The sequence below is a fragment of the Marinomonas foliarum genome, assembly GCF_016906065.1.
In the GTDB taxonomy this organism is placed as follows: domain Bacteria; phylum Pseudomonadota; class Gammaproteobacteria; order Pseudomonadales; family Marinomonadaceae; genus Marinomonas; species Marinomonas foliarum.
Window position 1 is genome coordinate 2,577,902 of the sequence record NZ_CP070273.1, and the last position, 15,447, is coordinate 2,593,348.

15 protein-coding genes are annotated in these 15,447 nt (G+C 42.7%); 6 read left to right on the forward strand and 9 right to left on the reverse strand.

The window, feature by feature from the left end; genetic code table 11:
• Nucleotides 1–340: 340 nt before the first annotated feature.
• The 3 genes from JSY38_RS11900 to pdxR form a co-directional block, all read right to left on the reverse strand.
• Entirely contained in the window at nucleotides 341–952 is a 612-nt protein-coding gene (locus JSY38_RS11900; protein WP_205113381.1) for a Yip1 family protein, read from the reverse strand.
• 277 nt (nucleotides 953–1,229) lie between these two features.
• Nucleotides 1,230–2,000: an SDR family oxidoreductase gene (locus JSY38_RS11905; RefSeq protein WP_239543961.1), complete on the reverse strand. Its 771-nt coding sequence runs from the start codon at nucleotides 1,998–2,000 to the stop codon at nucleotides 1,230–1,232.
• Between the two features lie 159 nt (nucleotides 2,001–2,159).
• Nucleotides 2,160–3,659 carry a MocR-like pyridoxine biosynthesis transcription factor PdxR gene (gene pdxR, locus JSY38_RS11910; RefSeq protein ID WP_205113382.1) on the reverse strand — a complete coding sequence of 500 codons (1,500 nt, stop codon included), beginning with the start codon at nucleotides 3,657–3,659 and terminating at the stop codon, nucleotides 2,160–2,162.
• 251 nt (nucleotides 3,660–3,910) lie between these two features.
• On the opposite strand from pdxR, the gene JSY38_RS11915 reads away from it, so the two are divergent.
• From JSY38_RS11915 to tauA, 3 genes are read left to right on the forward strand one after another with little or no spacing between them, the layout of a single operon-like run.
• Nucleotides 3,911–4,759, forward strand: a complete 849-nt coding sequence (locus JSY38_RS11915; RefSeq protein ID WP_420844524.1) for a taurine ABC transporter ATP-binding protein — start codon at nucleotides 3,911–3,913, stop codon at nucleotides 4,757–4,759.
• Between the two features lies 1 nt (nucleotide 4,760).
• The gene (locus tag JSY38_RS11920) at nucleotides 4,761–5,708 is read left to right on the forward strand and encodes an ABC transporter permease subunit (protein ID WP_205113383.1); all 948 of its coding nucleotides are present in this window, start codon (nucleotides 4,761–4,763) and stop codon (nucleotides 5,706–5,708) included.
• Between the two features lie 49 nt (nucleotides 5,709–5,757).
• Nucleotides 5,758–6,756 (forward strand): taurine ABC transporter substrate-binding protein, encoded by a 999-nt coding sequence (gene tauA, locus JSY38_RS11925; protein WP_205113384.1) that lies wholly within the window; start codon nucleotides 5,758–5,760, stop codon nucleotides 6,754–6,756.
• Nucleotides 6,757–6,818: 62 nt separating this feature from the next.
• Here the strand turns inward: tauA and JSY38_RS11930 are convergent, their stop codons facing one another.
• Nucleotides 6,819–7,550: a sulfite exporter TauE/SafE family protein gene (locus JSY38_RS11930; protein ID WP_205113385.1), complete on the reverse strand. Its 732-nt coding sequence runs from the start codon at nucleotides 7,548–7,550 to the stop codon at nucleotides 6,819–6,821.
• Nucleotides 7,551–7,764: 214 nt separating this feature from the next.
• On the opposite strand from JSY38_RS11930, the gene JSY38_RS11935 reads away from it, so the two are divergent.
• Nucleotides 7,765–9,132 carry an aminotransferase family protein gene (locus tag JSY38_RS11935; protein WP_205113386.1) on the forward strand — a complete coding sequence of 456 codons (1,368 nt, stop codon included), beginning with the start codon at nucleotides 7,765–7,767 and terminating at the stop codon, nucleotides 9,130–9,132.
• Nucleotides 9,133–9,203: 71 nt separating this feature from the next.
• On the opposite strand, the gene JSY38_RS11940 is transcribed toward JSY38_RS11935, so the two are convergent.
• Together JSY38_RS11940 and JSY38_RS11945 are read right to left on the reverse strand one after the other, a co-directional pair.
• Nucleotides 9,204–9,851: a hypothetical protein gene (locus JSY38_RS11940; RefSeq protein ID WP_205113387.1), complete on the reverse strand. Its 648-nt coding sequence runs from the start codon at nucleotides 9,849–9,851 to the stop codon at nucleotides 9,204–9,206.
• A gap of 115 nt (nucleotides 9,852–9,966) precedes the next feature.
• The gene (locus JSY38_RS11945) at nucleotides 9,967–10,944 is read right to left on the reverse strand and encodes an AraC family transcriptional regulator (RefSeq protein WP_239543962.1); all 978 of its coding nucleotides are present in this window, start codon (nucleotides 10,942–10,944) and stop codon (nucleotides 9,967–9,969) included.
• Nucleotides 10,945–11,088: 144 nt separating this feature from the next.
• Between JSY38_RS11945 and JSY38_RS11950 the strand changes: the two genes are divergently transcribed.
• Both JSY38_RS11950 and JSY38_RS11955 read left to right on the forward strand, forming a co-directional pair.
• Complete coding sequence (locus JSY38_RS11950) at nucleotides 11,089–11,937, forward strand: NmrA family NAD(P)-binding protein (RefSeq protein WP_205113389.1); 849 nt, start codon at nucleotides 11,089–11,091, stop codon at nucleotides 11,935–11,937.
• A gap of 31 nt (nucleotides 11,938–11,968) precedes the next feature.
• Nucleotides 11,969–12,424 carry an anthrone oxygenase family protein gene (locus tag JSY38_RS11955; RefSeq protein WP_205113390.1) on the forward strand — a complete coding sequence of 152 codons (456 nt, stop codon included), beginning with the start codon at nucleotides 11,969–11,971 and terminating at the stop codon, nucleotides 12,422–12,424.
• A 667-nt stretch (nucleotides 12,425–13,091) separates the two neighbouring features.
• On the opposite strand, the gene JSY38_RS11960 is transcribed toward JSY38_RS11955, so the two are convergent.
• The 3 genes from JSY38_RS11960 to JSY38_RS11970 all read right to left on the reverse strand — a co-directional run bounded on the left by JSY38_RS11960 (nucleotide 13,092) and on the right by JSY38_RS11970 (nucleotide 15,437).
• The gene (locus JSY38_RS11960) at nucleotides 13,092–13,598 is read right to left on the reverse strand and encodes a PBECR2 nuclease fold domain-containing protein (RefSeq protein WP_205113391.1); all 507 of its coding nucleotides are present in this window, start codon (nucleotides 13,596–13,598) and stop codon (nucleotides 13,092–13,094) included.
• Between the two features lie 6 nt (nucleotides 13,599–13,604).
• Complete coding sequence (locus tag JSY38_RS11965) at nucleotides 13,605–14,540, reverse strand: phage integrase (protein WP_205113392.1); 936 nt, start codon at nucleotides 14,538–14,540, stop codon at nucleotides 13,605–13,607.
• 78 nt (nucleotides 14,541–14,618) lie between these two features.
• On the reverse strand, nucleotides 14,619–15,437 hold the full coding sequence (locus JSY38_RS11970; protein ID WP_205113393.1) for a hypothetical protein: 819 nt from the start codon (nucleotides 15,435–15,437) through the stop codon (nucleotides 14,619–14,621).
• Between the last annotated feature and the right edge of the window lie 10 nt (nucleotides 15,438–15,447).

A 15,447-nucleotide genomic window follows, 5' to 3' on the forward strand; every position in this document is an offset into this window, starting at 1 on the left:
TAGCCTTTTACCAGTTTAATCAATAGCCTAAAACAGGCATAAGAAGAAAAAAGCTTATTCTTTGTTTGCTTATCGACAGAGGGTAAGAGCATGGCGTACCGGAAAAGTTCCACAAAAATCGCCACAGCGACAGGGTGGTCAAAGTTGCATCAAATAAGAGTTGAAAATCGAAGGTGATAGGAAGAAAGGTCTGCTAGTAGCGGCCGTATAGGCGCACGATGAAAATATAAATAAAAGTGGTTGATATAAGTTAAGTACAGCGCTGCTGTTATAACAGCGCAGCACTGTACTCTTAATTGCATTTCGATCATCGAGATTGTTAGATTTCGACGTTAGTTAACTACTGAAAAAAACGCCATATAATGCTGTGTTCAGAACCAAGGCTCCACAGTAAGACAACGGCAGCCAATAAAGCTTCTAATACTAAAACTCCAATACCAAGCGTGGTGCTGGATAGAATAAAACCTTGTTTGTGGCTGACTCCCAAGAAGCTCGGCGTTCCCTTATATAGTAAGTACCCCGTATAAGCGACACCCACCACGCAAGCTAATAGACAAAGCCAAATAACAGGATAAATAGCGAAAATGCCACTTAAGAACATTGGCGTGGCAATATAACCTGCAAAGACAATACATTCTTGACGTGGTGGACGGCTTTCAAAGTTTCGTGCCATCCAATGGATTAAGCTGCCAACCGCGGCAACCGCCGCCAGTATTAGTGCATAGAACATAATCCCCAAGCCAATACCGTCCATAAAGGACACTTTAATGGCTTCTTCTCCGCCGAACGTCCAACCAAACTGTGTCGTCCCGATAAAGGTACTAACAACAGGAATTGCAGCCATCCAAAGAACATGGTGAAAGTACAGATGACTTACAGACTCATGCTCCTTATTTATTTCGCGCCATTCCTTATCTGGATGATGAATAAGACCCCAAACATGATTGATCATGGATTCCCCCTTGCTACACAAAGTGAGCATAATGGATTTGGAAAAAGTCCTGATACAGCCACGCCCAAACAATAGTGGCTTATACACAGTATAGATGGATACGCAGGAATAGACTGAAAAGATGATAACGTTTTTTTATAACTAGGGTGGTTATTATGTGATTTAGAACTAATGAATAAAATTGGTAGAGGCTAAGACGAGCATTAACAATTAGCCTCTCTTCTGGCGAGTTGATAAAAGCCATTAAAACTTTTGACATAGATTATTTGGGACGGCTTTATTGTTTTACAACATAAAAGTTGTTCCAAGCTTGTGAAGTTGGCATGACTTCTAAGCTATTTATGTTGATATGAGGCGGCTGAGAGGCTACCCAAAAAATAATGTTCGCAATATCTACTGGTTGAAGTGCATGGGCGCCTTTATAGAGGTTATCGTACTTTTTCTGGTCGCCGTCAAAACGGACTAGACTGAATTCACTTTCTGAAAGACCTGGTTCTAGGCTGGTTACGCGAACACCCTTTCCAGCCACATCGGCACGAATATTACGCGAAAATTGAGCGACAAATGCTTTAGAAGCGCCATAAACATGACTTCCAGGATAAGGCCAGTTGGCAGCAATAGACGCGAGGTTAATAATGGTCGCCCCTTCTTTATTAACGATGAGCGGAAGAATCGCATGCGTGACATTTACCAGTCCAGTGACATTGGTATCTATCATAGTGTGCCAGTCGGACAATTTGGCTTCGTAACTTGGGTCTGTCCCAAGCGCCAACCCCGCGTTATTGACTAATACTTGAATATTGCTAAAGGTGTTAGGAAGGTTATCAATAAAAGATATCACCTCGTCGCTTTTACGAACGTCAAGAGTGGCGATATGGACTTGAGTTAGCTTGCTTAGCTCGTCCGCTAAATTGGCTAGCCTTTCTTGGCGTCTTCCGGTCAAGATAAGATTCCAGCCTTCTTTAGCGAATTTTTTTGCGGTTGCTAAACCAAAGCCAGAAGTGGCACCGGTGATTAAAACACATTTGTTGATAGATGATTGGCTCATGGTTATGTCACTCGCACTTAAATGGATTGTGACTTAACGATAACGAGATACATATCCTTTCAATAGAGCCAAATTAATCAACTTTGGGTGCCAACGCTCTTTAGATATGACTTTTTGCAGGTAATGGAGGCCTTTACGTGCGACGTCGTACAAAGGCCTCTAATTCATAGAATGGACTTTTGTAGGGTACTCTTTTAAAAGTTGATCAATAAGGCCTCCGAGTATCTCAAGCCCTTTTTCTATCTTAGTTTCTGGAATGGCTGAAAAGCCTAGTCTCATGTAGTTTTGTGGTGAAGGTGACTGAGCAAAAAGGCTGTCTCCAGACTCAACAAGAATGCTGTAATTTGATGCGAAACGAACCAAGTCTGAGCTTTTAATAGGGTCAGGTAGTTTTATCCAAAAGCAAAAACTGCCACGTGTTTCGGTTATCTGACAGTGTTTTAGATGCCGTTTTAGCCCTTGTGACATTAGGTTCCACTTGGTTTCATACTGGGTTTTCATACGTCTTAAATGGCTGTCGTAATAGCCTTGGCTAATAAAGAGCGCTGTAACCGCTTGGTTATTGGCTGGCGGATGGCGATATTGCAAGCGACGCAATTCTCTTAACTCTTTGATGAGATTAGCGTCTGCAACCAGATAACCTAATCTGAGTCCGGGTGATAAGGATTTAGACAAGCTCCCTGTGTAAATAACTCGGCCAGTGTCATCCATGCTTTTTAATGAGGGGAGCGGTCGCTCGTGAAAATTGACTTCGCTTTCGTAATCGTCTTCCACAATGATGAAGTCGTCTTTTGACGCCTGAGCTAATAGAGCCATGCGTCTTTCTAATGGCATGGTAACAGTGGTTGGATATTGATGACTTGGTGTGACGCAAACATAGTCACATTCGCTAAGTTGAGGGCCTGTGACCACGCCTTTGTCGTCTAGCTGTAGAAAAGTTAACTTGGAACGCGAAGCATTAAAAATGTGCCTTTGATCAGGGTAACCTGGGTTCTCTAATCCAACAACGGTGTCCTCATTGGTTAACAATCCAGCCAAAAGAGAAAAGGAATTTTGTGTTCCCATGGTAAGCAGTATTTGGTCTGCATTAGCAGTAATGCCACGTTTGGGCAGAATGTTCTGACGTATTTGACTGATTAAGGCTTTTGAGTCGACATCGATATAATCTTCAATCCATTCATGAACATTGCCTCGGCTTTGAGCAATACGAGTACACTCGCGCCATTGATAGAGTGGGAAGTGTAGAGGCTCTATCTGACCATAAATAAAAGGGTAGGAGTAGGTTATCCAATTCTTATCTTTGGTTAACGAATTAAAAGCAGATGGTATTTTTTTGAGTCGTTTGCTCCATTCAAGGTCGCTGGCGTGTGCTTCATTCAGGTTTTGCACTATTTCAGGCAGCTCATAATCGCTTAGCTCAGGGTTAACAAAGTAACCACTGCGTTCTTTTGATATTAAAAATTTTTCGTCAACAAGGCCTTCATAGACCAACATAACGGTATTTCGTGACACACCTAAAAGCTCTGCCATCTTTCGGCTTGATGGTAAAGGCATGCTTCCAAAATAATCTTTTTTAATTAAATCAACGAGTTTTTCTCGGATTTGCTGTTGAAAGCTTCTACCTGATTGAAACTCAACATTAATTAGACAGTCAGTCATCGTCTTCCCTTGTATCTAATTGCGAGAGAACTCTATTCGTCACTTAGTGCAATGCTCTCTTTGAATAGGTTGCTAAATTAATTAAAAAATGAAGCAAGAACCCCGCCAAAAAGCATATTGATTTTTAACTGGACCATGGATTTAAAGTGTTGGCTCTATGGTTTTGCAAAACGGGGAAGTAACGTAAATATCAAGATTATTAGAAAGTATTCTCAAATCGATGAGTTTGAGAAACGGTAGAGAGGTTGAAAATGAATACATTAGACATTCGAGATGTGTCGGTTATATATCCGGCTTCTCAAGGAGGGGAGGCCGTCACCGCATTGTCTGATATCAATTTGAGGATTAAGCAAGGCGATTTTGTCGTTGCGCTCGGTGCTTCTGGATGCGGTAAAACCACCTTGTTGAGTTTAATTGCAGGGTTCATTGCGCCAACCAAGGGCTATTTAACCTTGGGTGACAGCGCAATAAAAGGCTATCCAAGAGTGGCATGTGGCCTGGACCTTGGCGATGAAGTTCTGGGGCCGGGATCGGATCGTGGTGTTGTATTTCAAAAACATGCTTTATTGCCATGGTTAGATGTCATTGGAAACACTGAATTTGGCCTTAAATTACAAGGCGTTAGTAAAACAGAACGTCGGGAAAAAGCCGCAGAATTTTTAAAACTGGTGGGATTGGAAGATTTCCATCACCACCGCGTTTACCAGCTTTCGGGCGGTATGCAGCAACGAGTAGGCATTGCCAGAGCGCTCGCTAATAATCCAGAAATGCTTTTGCTTGATGAACCATTAGGTGCGCTAGATGCGTTAACTAGAGAGTCGTTGCAAGAGTTGCTATTAGATGTGTGGAAAGAAACCAATAAAATGATGTTTTTCATCACTCACAGTGTGGATGAAGCGCTCTTATTGGCAACTCGTCTGATTGTCATGTCTCCTCGCCCTGGTCGTATTACTCATCAATTTGACCTTAGTTTTAATCGAGAATTCTTGGCGTGTCGCGATGCTAGAAAAGTGAAATCTAGCGAGGCATTTATTACAACTCGGGAACAGGTTTTGTCGATTATTCACGGCGATGAAACAGCTGATAAAAGGGCCTCTTAATATGAATACTAAATCTGCCTCCGCGATATCAGAGTCTTCTGCACCTAGAGACGATGCAGCTAAACGTCCGCAGCACTTGTCAAGTAAAGAGTTCACGCCGCTTATTCAGAAGCTGATTCTCTATACAAAACTGAAGCTTAGTAAACCCACCATTAAAAGCGGTGAGTTTTATGGTTCGCCTGGAGCCGGTGACAGTCGGGTCATATCGGTCGTGTCTACGCTGCTTTTTATTATCATTTGGGCCGCTGTCACCGAGCTGGGTTTTATAGAGCCGCTTTTTTTACCTTCCCCTGTTGATGTGTTCCAGAAGTTTGTCGACATTGCCTCGAATGGTTTTGCCGGCGCGACTTTGGTTCAGCATTTGTCGGCCAGTTTAACGCGTATCTTTGGGGCGTTTTTCTTTGCCTGCTTGATTGGTATCCCATTAGGTATCTTGATCGGTTGCAGCTATATCTTGCGAGGGTTTTTTGACCCTCTGATTGAATTCTATCGTCCATTACCGCCTTTAGCGTATTTACCCTTGATCATTATCTGGTTAGGTATTGATGAAGGCAGCAAGATGACGTTGATCTTTTTGGCTATGTTGGCGCCTATTATTTTGAGTGCTCGCTCAGGAGTGACATCGGTTCGTATGGAGCAAATTCAGGTGGCTTACTCTATGGGGGCTAGTCGTTGGCAAGTAATCACGCAAGTTATTGCGAAAGGTGCGTTACCCGATATTTTGACGGGAATGCGCATCGCCATCGGTTTTGGCTGGACAACCTTGGTAGCCGCCGAAATGGTCGCCGCTCAGCGTGGCATCGGTTTTATGGTGTTAAACGCCTCTGAATTTTTACGCACCGATGTGGTGATCGCTGGGATCATTGTTATCGGTGTGATTGCCTACTGTTTCGATTTGTTTATGCGATTTTTAGAAAGAAAACTTGTTCCATGGAAAGGACATAACTAACAAATAGGATCGATTGCAACTTTATAAAAATATCACTGAAGGAGTGACTATGAAATTTATTAAAAAAGTAGGTTTGTTAGTTGGCGCAATGGCAATATCGTTTAGTGCTATGGCAGAGGAAATTACCATCGGCTATCAAGGAATGTTCAATCCTTATAAGCTGATCATTGACGAAAAAATGTTGGAAAAACAGCTTGGTGTAACGATTAATTGGCGTCGCTTTGACTCAGGAGCAAAAGCCATGACAGCGCTTGCCTCGGGCAGTGTGGACATCACATCGGCTGGTTCTAGCCCTATTGCTGCCGCGGTGAGCAATGGTGTGCAAGCTGAACTTTTCTGGATTCTAGAAAATATCGGTGATGCCGAGGCAATGGTGGTTCGAGATGGATCGGGTATCATGAAACCTTCCGATCTAAAAGGCAAAACCATTGCTGTGCCTTTTGTTTCTACCACGCATTTCCATACCATGTTCGCTCTAGAGCAGTTTGGTATTAAAACGGATGAAGTGAAGCTACTTAATATGCAGCCTAGCGCTATTTATGCCGCTTGGCAGAGAGGCGATATTGACGCGGCATTTATTTGGGATCCGGTATTAGGGCAAATTAAGCAAAGCGGTCATGTGTTGATTACTTCTAAAACCTTAAGCTCTTGGGGGAAACCAACGTTTGATGGGCTGGTTGCTAATAAGAAATTCGCCGCGACGCATAAGCAATTCTTGGAGGATTTTGTCAAAATCATTGCCTCTGTTGATAAACAGTACAATGAAAGCAAGGCTAGCTTTGCCGCCGATAGCCCAATTGCAAAAGCAATAAGCAAAGTCACTGGCGGGGATGTCAGCACGGTTCCAGAAGTGATGGCCTTGTATGAATATCCACCACTAAAAGAGCAAGCATCTTGCGTATGGCTAGGTTGTGGCGATAAAAGTGGCGCGGTTGCTTCTCTTAAAGCGACGTCTGAATTCTTACTTGATCAGAAGAAAATCAGTGGCTTGAAAGACAACTACGCGGAATATGTAAACTCCGAGTACGTTGAAGCCGCGATGAAATAACGGTGAAATAAGGTCTGCTTGAAAGCCAATACCATTACTCGTGGTATTGGCTTTTTTGTGTCTCAAAATGCGCTAAATGCTTTGATAAAACCAATGACAGCAACCATGATCATCAATGGCAGAGAAAGTGTTTTGAATGATTTTGGTGGATGTCTATGGAAAAAGAACTGGCCAATTTTCACCCCAATTAATGTGGGAATAAGCAAATAGGCAATATAAAGATAGACATCGTTATTTGATGATTGGCTTACACCTAAGCCAATTAAGGCGATTGCTTCGCTGACAATAAAGAACAGAATCATCGTCGCTCGCTGCGTTCGAACATCTAATGAGCTTGATAAAATGTAATACAGCACCATCGGACCGCCGATAGAAGCGCTAGAAGTGCCAATGCCTGATGCTACCCCCGTTATTAGCTTTCTTCGCATCGTATCATTTTGAACAGGCTTTGCTTTGCGCATTAATAACATCACAAGCACGGTGACAAAAACGCAAATAGCAAGCTTCAGCCAAGCGGCAGGCAGTAAAAAAAGCAGCAATAAGCCGATAGGAATGCCGACCAAGCAGCCAGCGACTAAAGCGCGAAACGTTTCCACATGTGCGTGTTTAATGGCTTCTCTGAAAAGGCTAATGCTGCAAATAAAATCCAATCCTAAAACAACGGGTACGCTGACCACAGGTAATAAAAAAAGATTCAAACCTATGACCGAGATAACAGCAAAGCCAAAACCGGAATAGCCTCTAACAATGCCAGCAAAAAACACAATGGGAGCTAGGTAACTTAGACTTTCCATACAAGACAATCTCAATATAGATAAATAGACAGTGAGTATCTCAGCCTTCTAGGAGGTCTCACTAGAGCCAATTGGTAGTCTTCTTAGCACCAGACTTTTGTCTGTCTTCACACTGGTTCCATTGATTGAAATTGTTGGTTCTAAGGTCAATCAGAGACATAGGATAAGCTGAGCCTACTATTAAATATATTGAACCGAATGTATGGAGAAGCCTATGTCAGTTGTTGATAATCAAGCCATTGAACAAGACAGAAAACACGTATGGCATCACCTAAGCCAACACAGCGTACTGAAATCACAAGACCCTATGATCATGGTGAAAGGTGAAGGCTCTCGAGTTTGGGATATTAAAGGCAATTCGTATTTAGATGCGTCAGCTGGTGGCGTTTGGTGTGTCAATGTTGGCTATGGACGTACATCGATTGCTGATGCAATTCGTGATCAGCTTTGTGAGTTGAACTATTTTGCAGGTACGGCGGGGACTATTCCCGGCGCGAAGTTTGCCGAGAGATTAGTGAATAAAATGCCCGGTATGAGTCGCGTCTATTATGCGAGCTCTGGTTCCGAAGCCAATGAAAAAGCCTTTAAAATCGTTCGTCAAATTTCTCATAAAAAGTACGGTGGAAAAAAATACAAAATCTTATACCGCGAGCGCGATTATCACGGCTCGACCATTGCTGCATTGAGCGCTACCGGACAAGAAGAGCGTCGTGAGCAATATGGTCCGTTTGTACCGGGTTTTGTCGAGTTTCCACATTGCTGTGAATATCGTAGCCAGTTTGGCGAAGTGGACAATTACGGTGAATTGGCTGCACTAGAGCTTGAAAAAGCGATTTTACGAGAAGGTGCAGATACGGTTGGTGCCGTCATCCTAGAACCCATTACTGCTGGTGGTGGCGTGATTACACCGCCAGAAGGTTACTGGCCCAAAGTTATGGAAATCTGCAAAAAATATAATGTCCTGCTTCATATCGATGAAGTGGTTTGCGGATTGGGGCGCACCGGAGAATGGTTTGGTTACCAGCATTATGGCATCAAACCAGATATTGTGACCTTAGCAAAAGGCGTAGCATCGAGTTATGCCGCTATTTCTTGTACCGTGACCACGGAAGAAGTGTTTAACGAATTCCTTGGGGAAGGCACAGATAAGGGCGTCTACTTTAGAGATATCAGTACCTATGCTGGCTGTACGGGCGGCCCTGCAGCGGCGATTGAGAATATGCGCATAATTGAAGACGAAGACTTGGTGACAAACAGCGCTCTCATGGGGAAATATCTTCTCGATGGATTAGAAAGCTTAAAAGATAAATTTGAGCTTATTGGTGATGTTCGAGGAAAAGGTCTGTTACTAGGGATTGAACTGGTGACAAATCGTCAAGAAAAAACGCCCGTCCCAGAGCAAGTAGCGATGAAAATTGCTAGTATGTGTATGCAGAAAGGTTTGATTGTAGGACGAACCAATCGTTCTTTTGAAAAGCTCAACAATACTCTTTGCTTGTGTCCCGTCATGACGTTAACGCAAACAGAAGCCGATTTCATCATCTCTACGTTAGACGCAGTGTTCAGTGAATTGACTATCTAACACGGTGTCTGTCACCAATCTCAAAACAAGAAAAGGAAGGGTTTAACTCATCCTTCCTTTTCTTGTTTAAACTATTGGCAACTATAGTCTGCTTTCATTTCGACTGCGTAGGGCTTATCTACTGGATTGTTAAAATTGGCTCGCATGATGGCATCTTTTGCTAGGAACTCGAACATCTTCCATTTCGAGCAGCTTTGATGAACCACAGTATTGCTTGAATCCAAAATAAGGTTCCCTGCTTTATCTGTTAGCTTATATTGAAAGGTGTAAACGTTGGTGGGCGTTTCTACCGTGTTGTAGCCTTTAACAATAGGCTCCATAAAATGACGATAGCGCGTGTAGCAAGTTCTTGCATTCGTTGTTGGGTTTCTATGGCAAACGGTATAAGGGATATTTCGTTCATTATTGAAAATTGGCACCTTTTTAGTTTCGGTGACTTCTTCTGAGGTGAAATTGACTGATAAGCGATAGTCTGGATTGCTTTCGGAGTCGGATACACTGCTAAATCCACGCTCTTTGAATGCGTTAATAACATCGGCAATGTAGCGTTTGTTGGTTAATTGATCGCCTTCACTATCAGAAGCCACAGAAATGCTGGCCGATCTATCGATTTCTACCGTTGAGTCAACATTACTGACATTATGGCCTGACAGCTTTACATTAGACGAACAGCCCGCAACAAACACTGAAAACAGCATCAACATAGAGAAAAACTTCATAACCGCGAGCTCCATGACGTATCAATAAAAATTTTCCAAAAAATATAAAAACACAGATAGCGTGCAAAGCCGAGATCAACGCTCCACCTTTCACCTGTTTTTCAAAAACCTTACTCTAACGTGGCACTTGTTCTGTCGCTTCTGCACGAGCAGGGCGCAAGGGCGAGACACCAAATACGCGCTTGTAAGCGCGTGAAAACGCGGCTTCGGACTGATAGCCTAATTCTTCGGCCAAATCCATTAGTGGAACAGGCGATTGCATTACCTTCATGCGGGCTAGGCTCATTCGCCATTCAGTTAAATACTGCTTTGCTGAGGTGCCAACTACCTCGGTAAACCGCGCAGAAAATCCAGAACGTGACATTCCTGCTTGCTCGGCAAGACGATCAATTGTCCAGCTGGATTCTGGATGGGCGTGCATAGCAGCTAGTGCCTTGCCAATTTTCGGGTCTTTCAGCGCACCGAGCCAACCTTTGCTTCCATCAGGAGAGTGCTCAATCCAGTGACGAATCGCTTTTATTACAATGATATCGGCCAAATGCGCGACCACGGTTTCGCCGCCAGCAGCAAGATTTGTTGCTTCGTCAGCCATGAGTTGAGCCAGGGCTTGTAGCGAGCTGGGCAATTGACCATTATCACTTCGCATATGAATCAACGGGGGTAACTGCGAGACCAGTTTTTTTCCAATAATATGATCAAAACTGAGCACGCCACATGTCAGCAATGTTTGCTCACCTCCGCCACCGTAGTTCATAAATTCGAATCGATCAGACACTTTGCTAACGGGAATATCAAAAAAAGGTTGGCAATGAATCTCTGTGTCGGAACAAATTTGATGACCTTCTCCCTTTGGTAACAGTACCAGATCTCCTGGTTTCAGCAGCACCTCCGCATGGTTGGGTGAGATTAATAAGCAAGAGCCTTGCGTCACAATGTGAAACATCATTTTGCCCTGCATGGGGGGCATTTCTATACCCCACGGAGCACTTAACTCTGAACAGGCGTACACCAAGCCATTTAGCCTAAGTGAATACAGTGTTTCCCCTAATGTATCGCTTGGCTGGGGAATGTCTCGTTGATAAGTGTTTTGCACGGGTGCCTCATAAAAATGAAATTTTAGACGAACTGCAAACAAATATAGAAATACAAGCATTAAACATCAAGATTATTCTTCGTACACTGATTCCATTCTTAAATGAAATACACAAACGACAACGAATAAGTAAGGAGAAAGATCATGACAAATCAAACCATCACCGCAAATGACACCTTCGCAGTAGTGGGGGCAACCGGCAAAACAGGTCAGCGCGTTTTGCAAGGTTTGAAGCAACTTGGTTATGAAGCGCGAGGCCTATCTCGTAACAGTGATTATGCATTCGACTGGGCAGACCAATCTGGTTGGAAACAGGCGCTAGAAGGTGCAAAAACAGCCTACGTTACTTACTTTCCAGACTTAGCCGTTCCTCAGGCAGAAAGTGATGTGCGTGACTTTGTGGCATTGGCGAAATCCGTTGGCGTGAAGCACATTGTCTTGTTGTCTGGCCGTGGAGAAGAGGGGGCACAACACGCTGAAAATGTAGTGATAAACAGTGGATTGGATTGGAATGTTGTACGGGCGAGCTGGTTCATGCAGAACTTTAGTGAGAGCTTTATGCTTGATGGATTAAAAGCAGGCGAACTGCTGTTGCCAGAACCGAAAGCCGACGAACCTTTTATTGATGTAAACGACATTGCCGATGTGGCCGTTGCGGCCTTGACCCAGCCAAGCCTTCGAAACCAATTATTCGAAGTGACAGGGCCTGAGCTTTTGTCCTTTGCGTATTGTGTGAAAGCTATTGGCACCGCGAGCAATCGTAATATCGCTTTTCAAACGACGCCTGTCGAGGCCTACATACAAAGAGCCAAATCCCAAGGATTGCCAGATGACATTGCTTGGTTACTGAATGAATTGTTTGAAAACGTGCTAGACGGTCGTAACGAAAGCACCACCAACACCGTTGAAAACGTGCTTGGTCGCCCCGCTCGACGTTTTGAGGATTACGTGGCAAGAACCGCCAAAACAGGCGTATGGTCAGCGGCAAACTAGCCGTAGATGACAAATTTGTAGGAGAGTGGGAATGATTACGGTATTAATCGTGATGACTGGGATTATGGCGGGTATTTATTTTGCTTTTTCGGTGGTGGTTATGACGTCGTTGGCTGAATTGTCCAAGCCCCAAGGGGCAAAAGTGATGAATGAAATCAATGACGTCATTTTGAATACTGCCTTTATGCCATTATTTTTCATATCAACCTTTTGGTTTGCCTTATTGATTCCTTGGTCGCTGGTGGACTGGCAAGAAGGCCAATCTCTATTAGAGGTATGCGCGGCAGTGGTTTACATCATCGGTATGTTCTTTGTGACAGCGTTTGGCAATGTACCGCTCAACAACAAGCTAAAACTAAGTGAAAAGGACACTTTCAGCCTGCAGCAATCATGGGATGAGTACCTAATTAAATGGACAAGGCTCAACCATATACGAACGCTGAGCAGCATAGCGGCCTGCGCTATATTAGTCTTAGCTCATGTTTAAAGTTTTTCTGCGTGAGTCGCAGTTTTTAAGTTGTTAACGAGAAAATGGGGGGGCAAGGCGTTAAAAATAGCTGTTAAATCGTTGTATCTATTGTCTTTTTCGTGTTGGTTGATGAAAATCACAGGCAATAAAAAACCACCCGAAGGTGGTTCTAAATTTGGTGCCTTATATGTGCACCGACTTCATTTTAAAAAGTGCAAACCCTTTTAAAATCAAGCCTTTAATTGGTGGAGGCGGGGGGGGGTCGAACCCTGTATAAAACACCTTTAAAATCAGTAAGTTATTGATTTGTAAAGATACATATACTGTATATTTATACAGTATTATTGGTTGTTTTTAGGTGCTCGGTGTGTCGGTTGTGTGTCTTTTGGGATGGTTGGTCTGTTTGATGAACTCTGCTATATTGAATAATAAGGTTCTTACTGTTTTTTAGTGTTTATTAGTGTCTCATAGTGTTTATTGGTGTTTTATGTCTTTCTGATTAGTTTTTCTAATTTCAATTGTGACAGCCCTGTCAGTATTATAGATGGTGAAAGCGAGAAGCAAGTTGGCCTTACTGCTCATAACTTGTGGAAGAACCCCATAGATAAGTAAGTGTCTGTGTCAGGGTGCGACCTTTCTCCATTGCCCATGGATAATTAGGGCTCAAATTTTAAAGGGTAACAGTTCATTCTGTTACCCTTTTTCTTTGGTAAATTATTTTTCCGCACCTACTTCTATTTAGCTTCTTGGCATTTGAGTGCATAAAGTTCCACATTGTATGGTTCTCATACTTTGCCACTACAACTAGCATTTGTACTTTTGTTTTAAAGCTCCCTATAAATTGAAATCTTTCTGTACCATCCTCATAATTTGAAAGCCAAATTTCAAAAGGGTCTTGAATCGTTGCTAGTGCGTAATGAACATATCTTTCTCTGGCATCGTTTCTTTTTTCCACAATGTGTCTCAAGTCTTTCCCACTAACGCTGATCAAGCCTATAAAAGCTTCTAGCGTAGTTGAGTCGGAAGCTTCTTTTAAGTCAAACGCATCTAATAAAATCTGAAATGCACTATCGAAATCTTCAGCAGCATTTACTATTCCCGGGCAAGTAAGACGGTGTTCTGGTATTAATGATCTAAGGTCTTCTAGGCCTAGTTCGTTCCATAATTGTTGAGTTTTATCACGTTTCGACATTAAAAATTATTTCTCTAAACAAGCTGATAATGGATTTAGTCGTGTGGCTTCTTCTAGGAAGTCGGGCGATAGGTGTGAGTATCGCATGGTCATTTTTATGTCACTATGGCCGAGTACCTTTTGTAAGGTCAATATATTACCGCCGTTCATCATAAAATGACTTGCGAATGTGTGCCTTAGAACGTGGGCGGCTTGGCCTTTGGGTAGTTCGATTGTTGTTCTGGCTAGGGCGCGTCGAAAGCTGGTTATTGACCCAGTAAAGATGTTATTGCCCCTGGTTAACTTTGCGTGTTCGTGGATTTCTTCAAACAGTTCTGGCGTTATCGGGACGCTTCTATTTTTGCCGCTTTTGGTGTCGGTAAAGCTTACTTGGTTGTTTCTTACCCTTTGTACTGTCAGCCCTTCGGCCTCGCCCCAGCGTGCGCCTGTTGATAGGGATATTTTTGTAATCAGGTAAACGTGTTTGTTATCACATCGTTTGGTTTCGTCCAGTAGTTCGGTTATCTGATCGTGGGTGAGGTAGGACAGTTCGCGCTCTGGTACTCGCACGTTGTCTATGTCGGCCAGTGGGTTGGGGTAGTGGATTTCCTCGGCTTTGACCAATGTATTAAACATTGATGATAGATAACCAAGGTCATTGTTTAGCGTCTTAGGGCTTTTGCCTTCTTTAGATCGTTGAGTACGCCAGCGGGTGTACTCCAAGCGGGTAAGGCTGGAGCCTGCTGGGTCGCCTAGTTCGTTGGCTATCATCAAAAGTTTGCTTTTACGACGTTTGCCGTCCCGTAAGAAATGGCCGTGTGTATCGTCCCATAGCTCCACCAATTCAGACAGGCGGCGCATATCCTTGGGCTTTTCTAACCATGGTTTTACATCGGCTTGGGTTTCAAACTGGGCAATGGTGTAACGCTGGAACCGTTCACACTCGCCCTTAGTTGGGAACACCTTTTTATACTCGCGGCTACCGCGACCATTGACACGAAAACGGACTTCGTAACCTGAGGGGACTTTTTTTAAACTCACTTAGATTTCTCTTGGTAATGGTTTAATAGTATTCTGATTGCTTGTATGAATAATAATCGAATTTTCATACTTCTGGCTGTTAGAAGGGAGGTCGATAAAAAATGATCTTTTTAAACCGTCAATGAAACTTAACCTAATGAAAAATATATCAAAGCTATATTCTCTATTCATCGTTCTCTTTAATTCATCGTCTATATTTATTTTTACTTCGACTTCTTCGTTATTTTTGAAATTACTCTTACTTCCAAGGATCTGAATGCCTTTGATGTCGCTTTCTGGAAAAGGCTTCTTTGATAGCATAGCTTCAAAAAATATAACTTCTCTACCAATGTTTTTTATTGTGGCAATAGCTGTTTTTGGAATGTTCGATTTGTTTAATATATTGAATTTTATAATAAAAATTGGTTGGGCTTCGTTATGTTCTTTTATTAAATCATAGTTCTTTACCTTTATTTGGAAGTCTAGCTGATCTCTAGCTAGCCTTTGAGCTTCAGATGTTTGCTCGACACTGTTTTTAAGCTCTTTGTTTTGCATTAGATAGCCAATTATTAGCCAGCCGAAAGCAATTGGTCCAAAAACACCAGCTAAAAAATCACCTATATTACTTAAAGGGGAAAAGAATAAATTTGGTATCTTCCATCCAAAAAATAGTAGAAAAAATGCAAAATAGTAATATGTTAATTTTGTACCTATTTCTAATAACTCTTTGCCTTTAAAGTGGTTCAGCATCCAATGAATAACTTTTTGTTCACCTATGCTAAGTGCATCTGAGATAGTCTGAAAAAGTTTTTCTAAGAAATTTTGTAGTTTGTTTTTCATGAATCCTTTC

Coding starts and splice junctions, on each gene's coding strand:
- JSY38_RS11900 (WP_205113381.1), bottom strand. CDS start 952: ATGATCAATCATGTTTGGGGTCTTATTCATCATCCAGATAAGGAATGG.
- JSY38_RS11905 (WP_239543961.1), bottom strand. CDS start 2,000: ATGAGCCAATCATCTATCAACAAATGTGTTTTAATCACCGGTGCCACT.
- pdxR (WP_205113382.1), bottom strand. CDS start 3,659: ATGACTGACTGTCTAATTAATGTTGAGTTTCAATCAGGTAGAAGCTTT.
- JSY38_RS11915 (WP_420844524.1), top strand. CDS start 3,911: ATGAATACATTAGACATTCGAGATGTGTCGGTTATATATCCGGCTTCT.
- JSY38_RS11920 (WP_205113383.1), top strand. CDS start 4,761: ATGAATACTAAATCTGCCTCCGCGATATCAGAGTCTTCTGCACCTAGA.
- tauA (WP_205113384.1), top strand. CDS start 5,758: ATGAAATTTATTAAAAAAGTAGGTTTGTTAGTTGGCGCAATGGCAATA.
- JSY38_RS11930 (WP_205113385.1), bottom strand. CDS start 7,550: ATGGAAAGTCTAAGTTACCTAGCTCCCATTGTGTTTTTTGCTGGCATT.
- JSY38_RS11935 (WP_205113386.1), top strand. CDS start 7,765: ATGTCAGTTGTTGATAATCAAGCCATTGAACAAGACAGAAAACACGTA.
- JSY38_RS11940 (WP_205113387.1), bottom strand. CDS start 9,851: ATGAAGTTTTTCTCTATGTTGATGCTGTTTTCAGTGTTTGTTGCGGGC.
- JSY38_RS11950 (WP_205113389.1), top strand. CDS start 11,089: ATGACAAATCAAACCATCACCGCAAATGACACCTTCGCAGTAGTGGGG.
- JSY38_RS11955 (WP_205113390.1), top strand. CDS start 11,969: ATGATTACGGTATTAATCGTGATGACTGGGATTATGGCGGGTATTTAT.
- JSY38_RS11960 (WP_205113391.1), bottom strand. CDS start 13,598: ATGTCGAAACGTGATAAAACTCAACAATTATGGAACGAACTAGGCCTA.
- JSY38_RS11970 (WP_205113393.1), bottom strand. CDS start 15,437: ATGAAAAACAAACTACAAAATTTCTTAGAAAAACTTTTTCAGACTATC.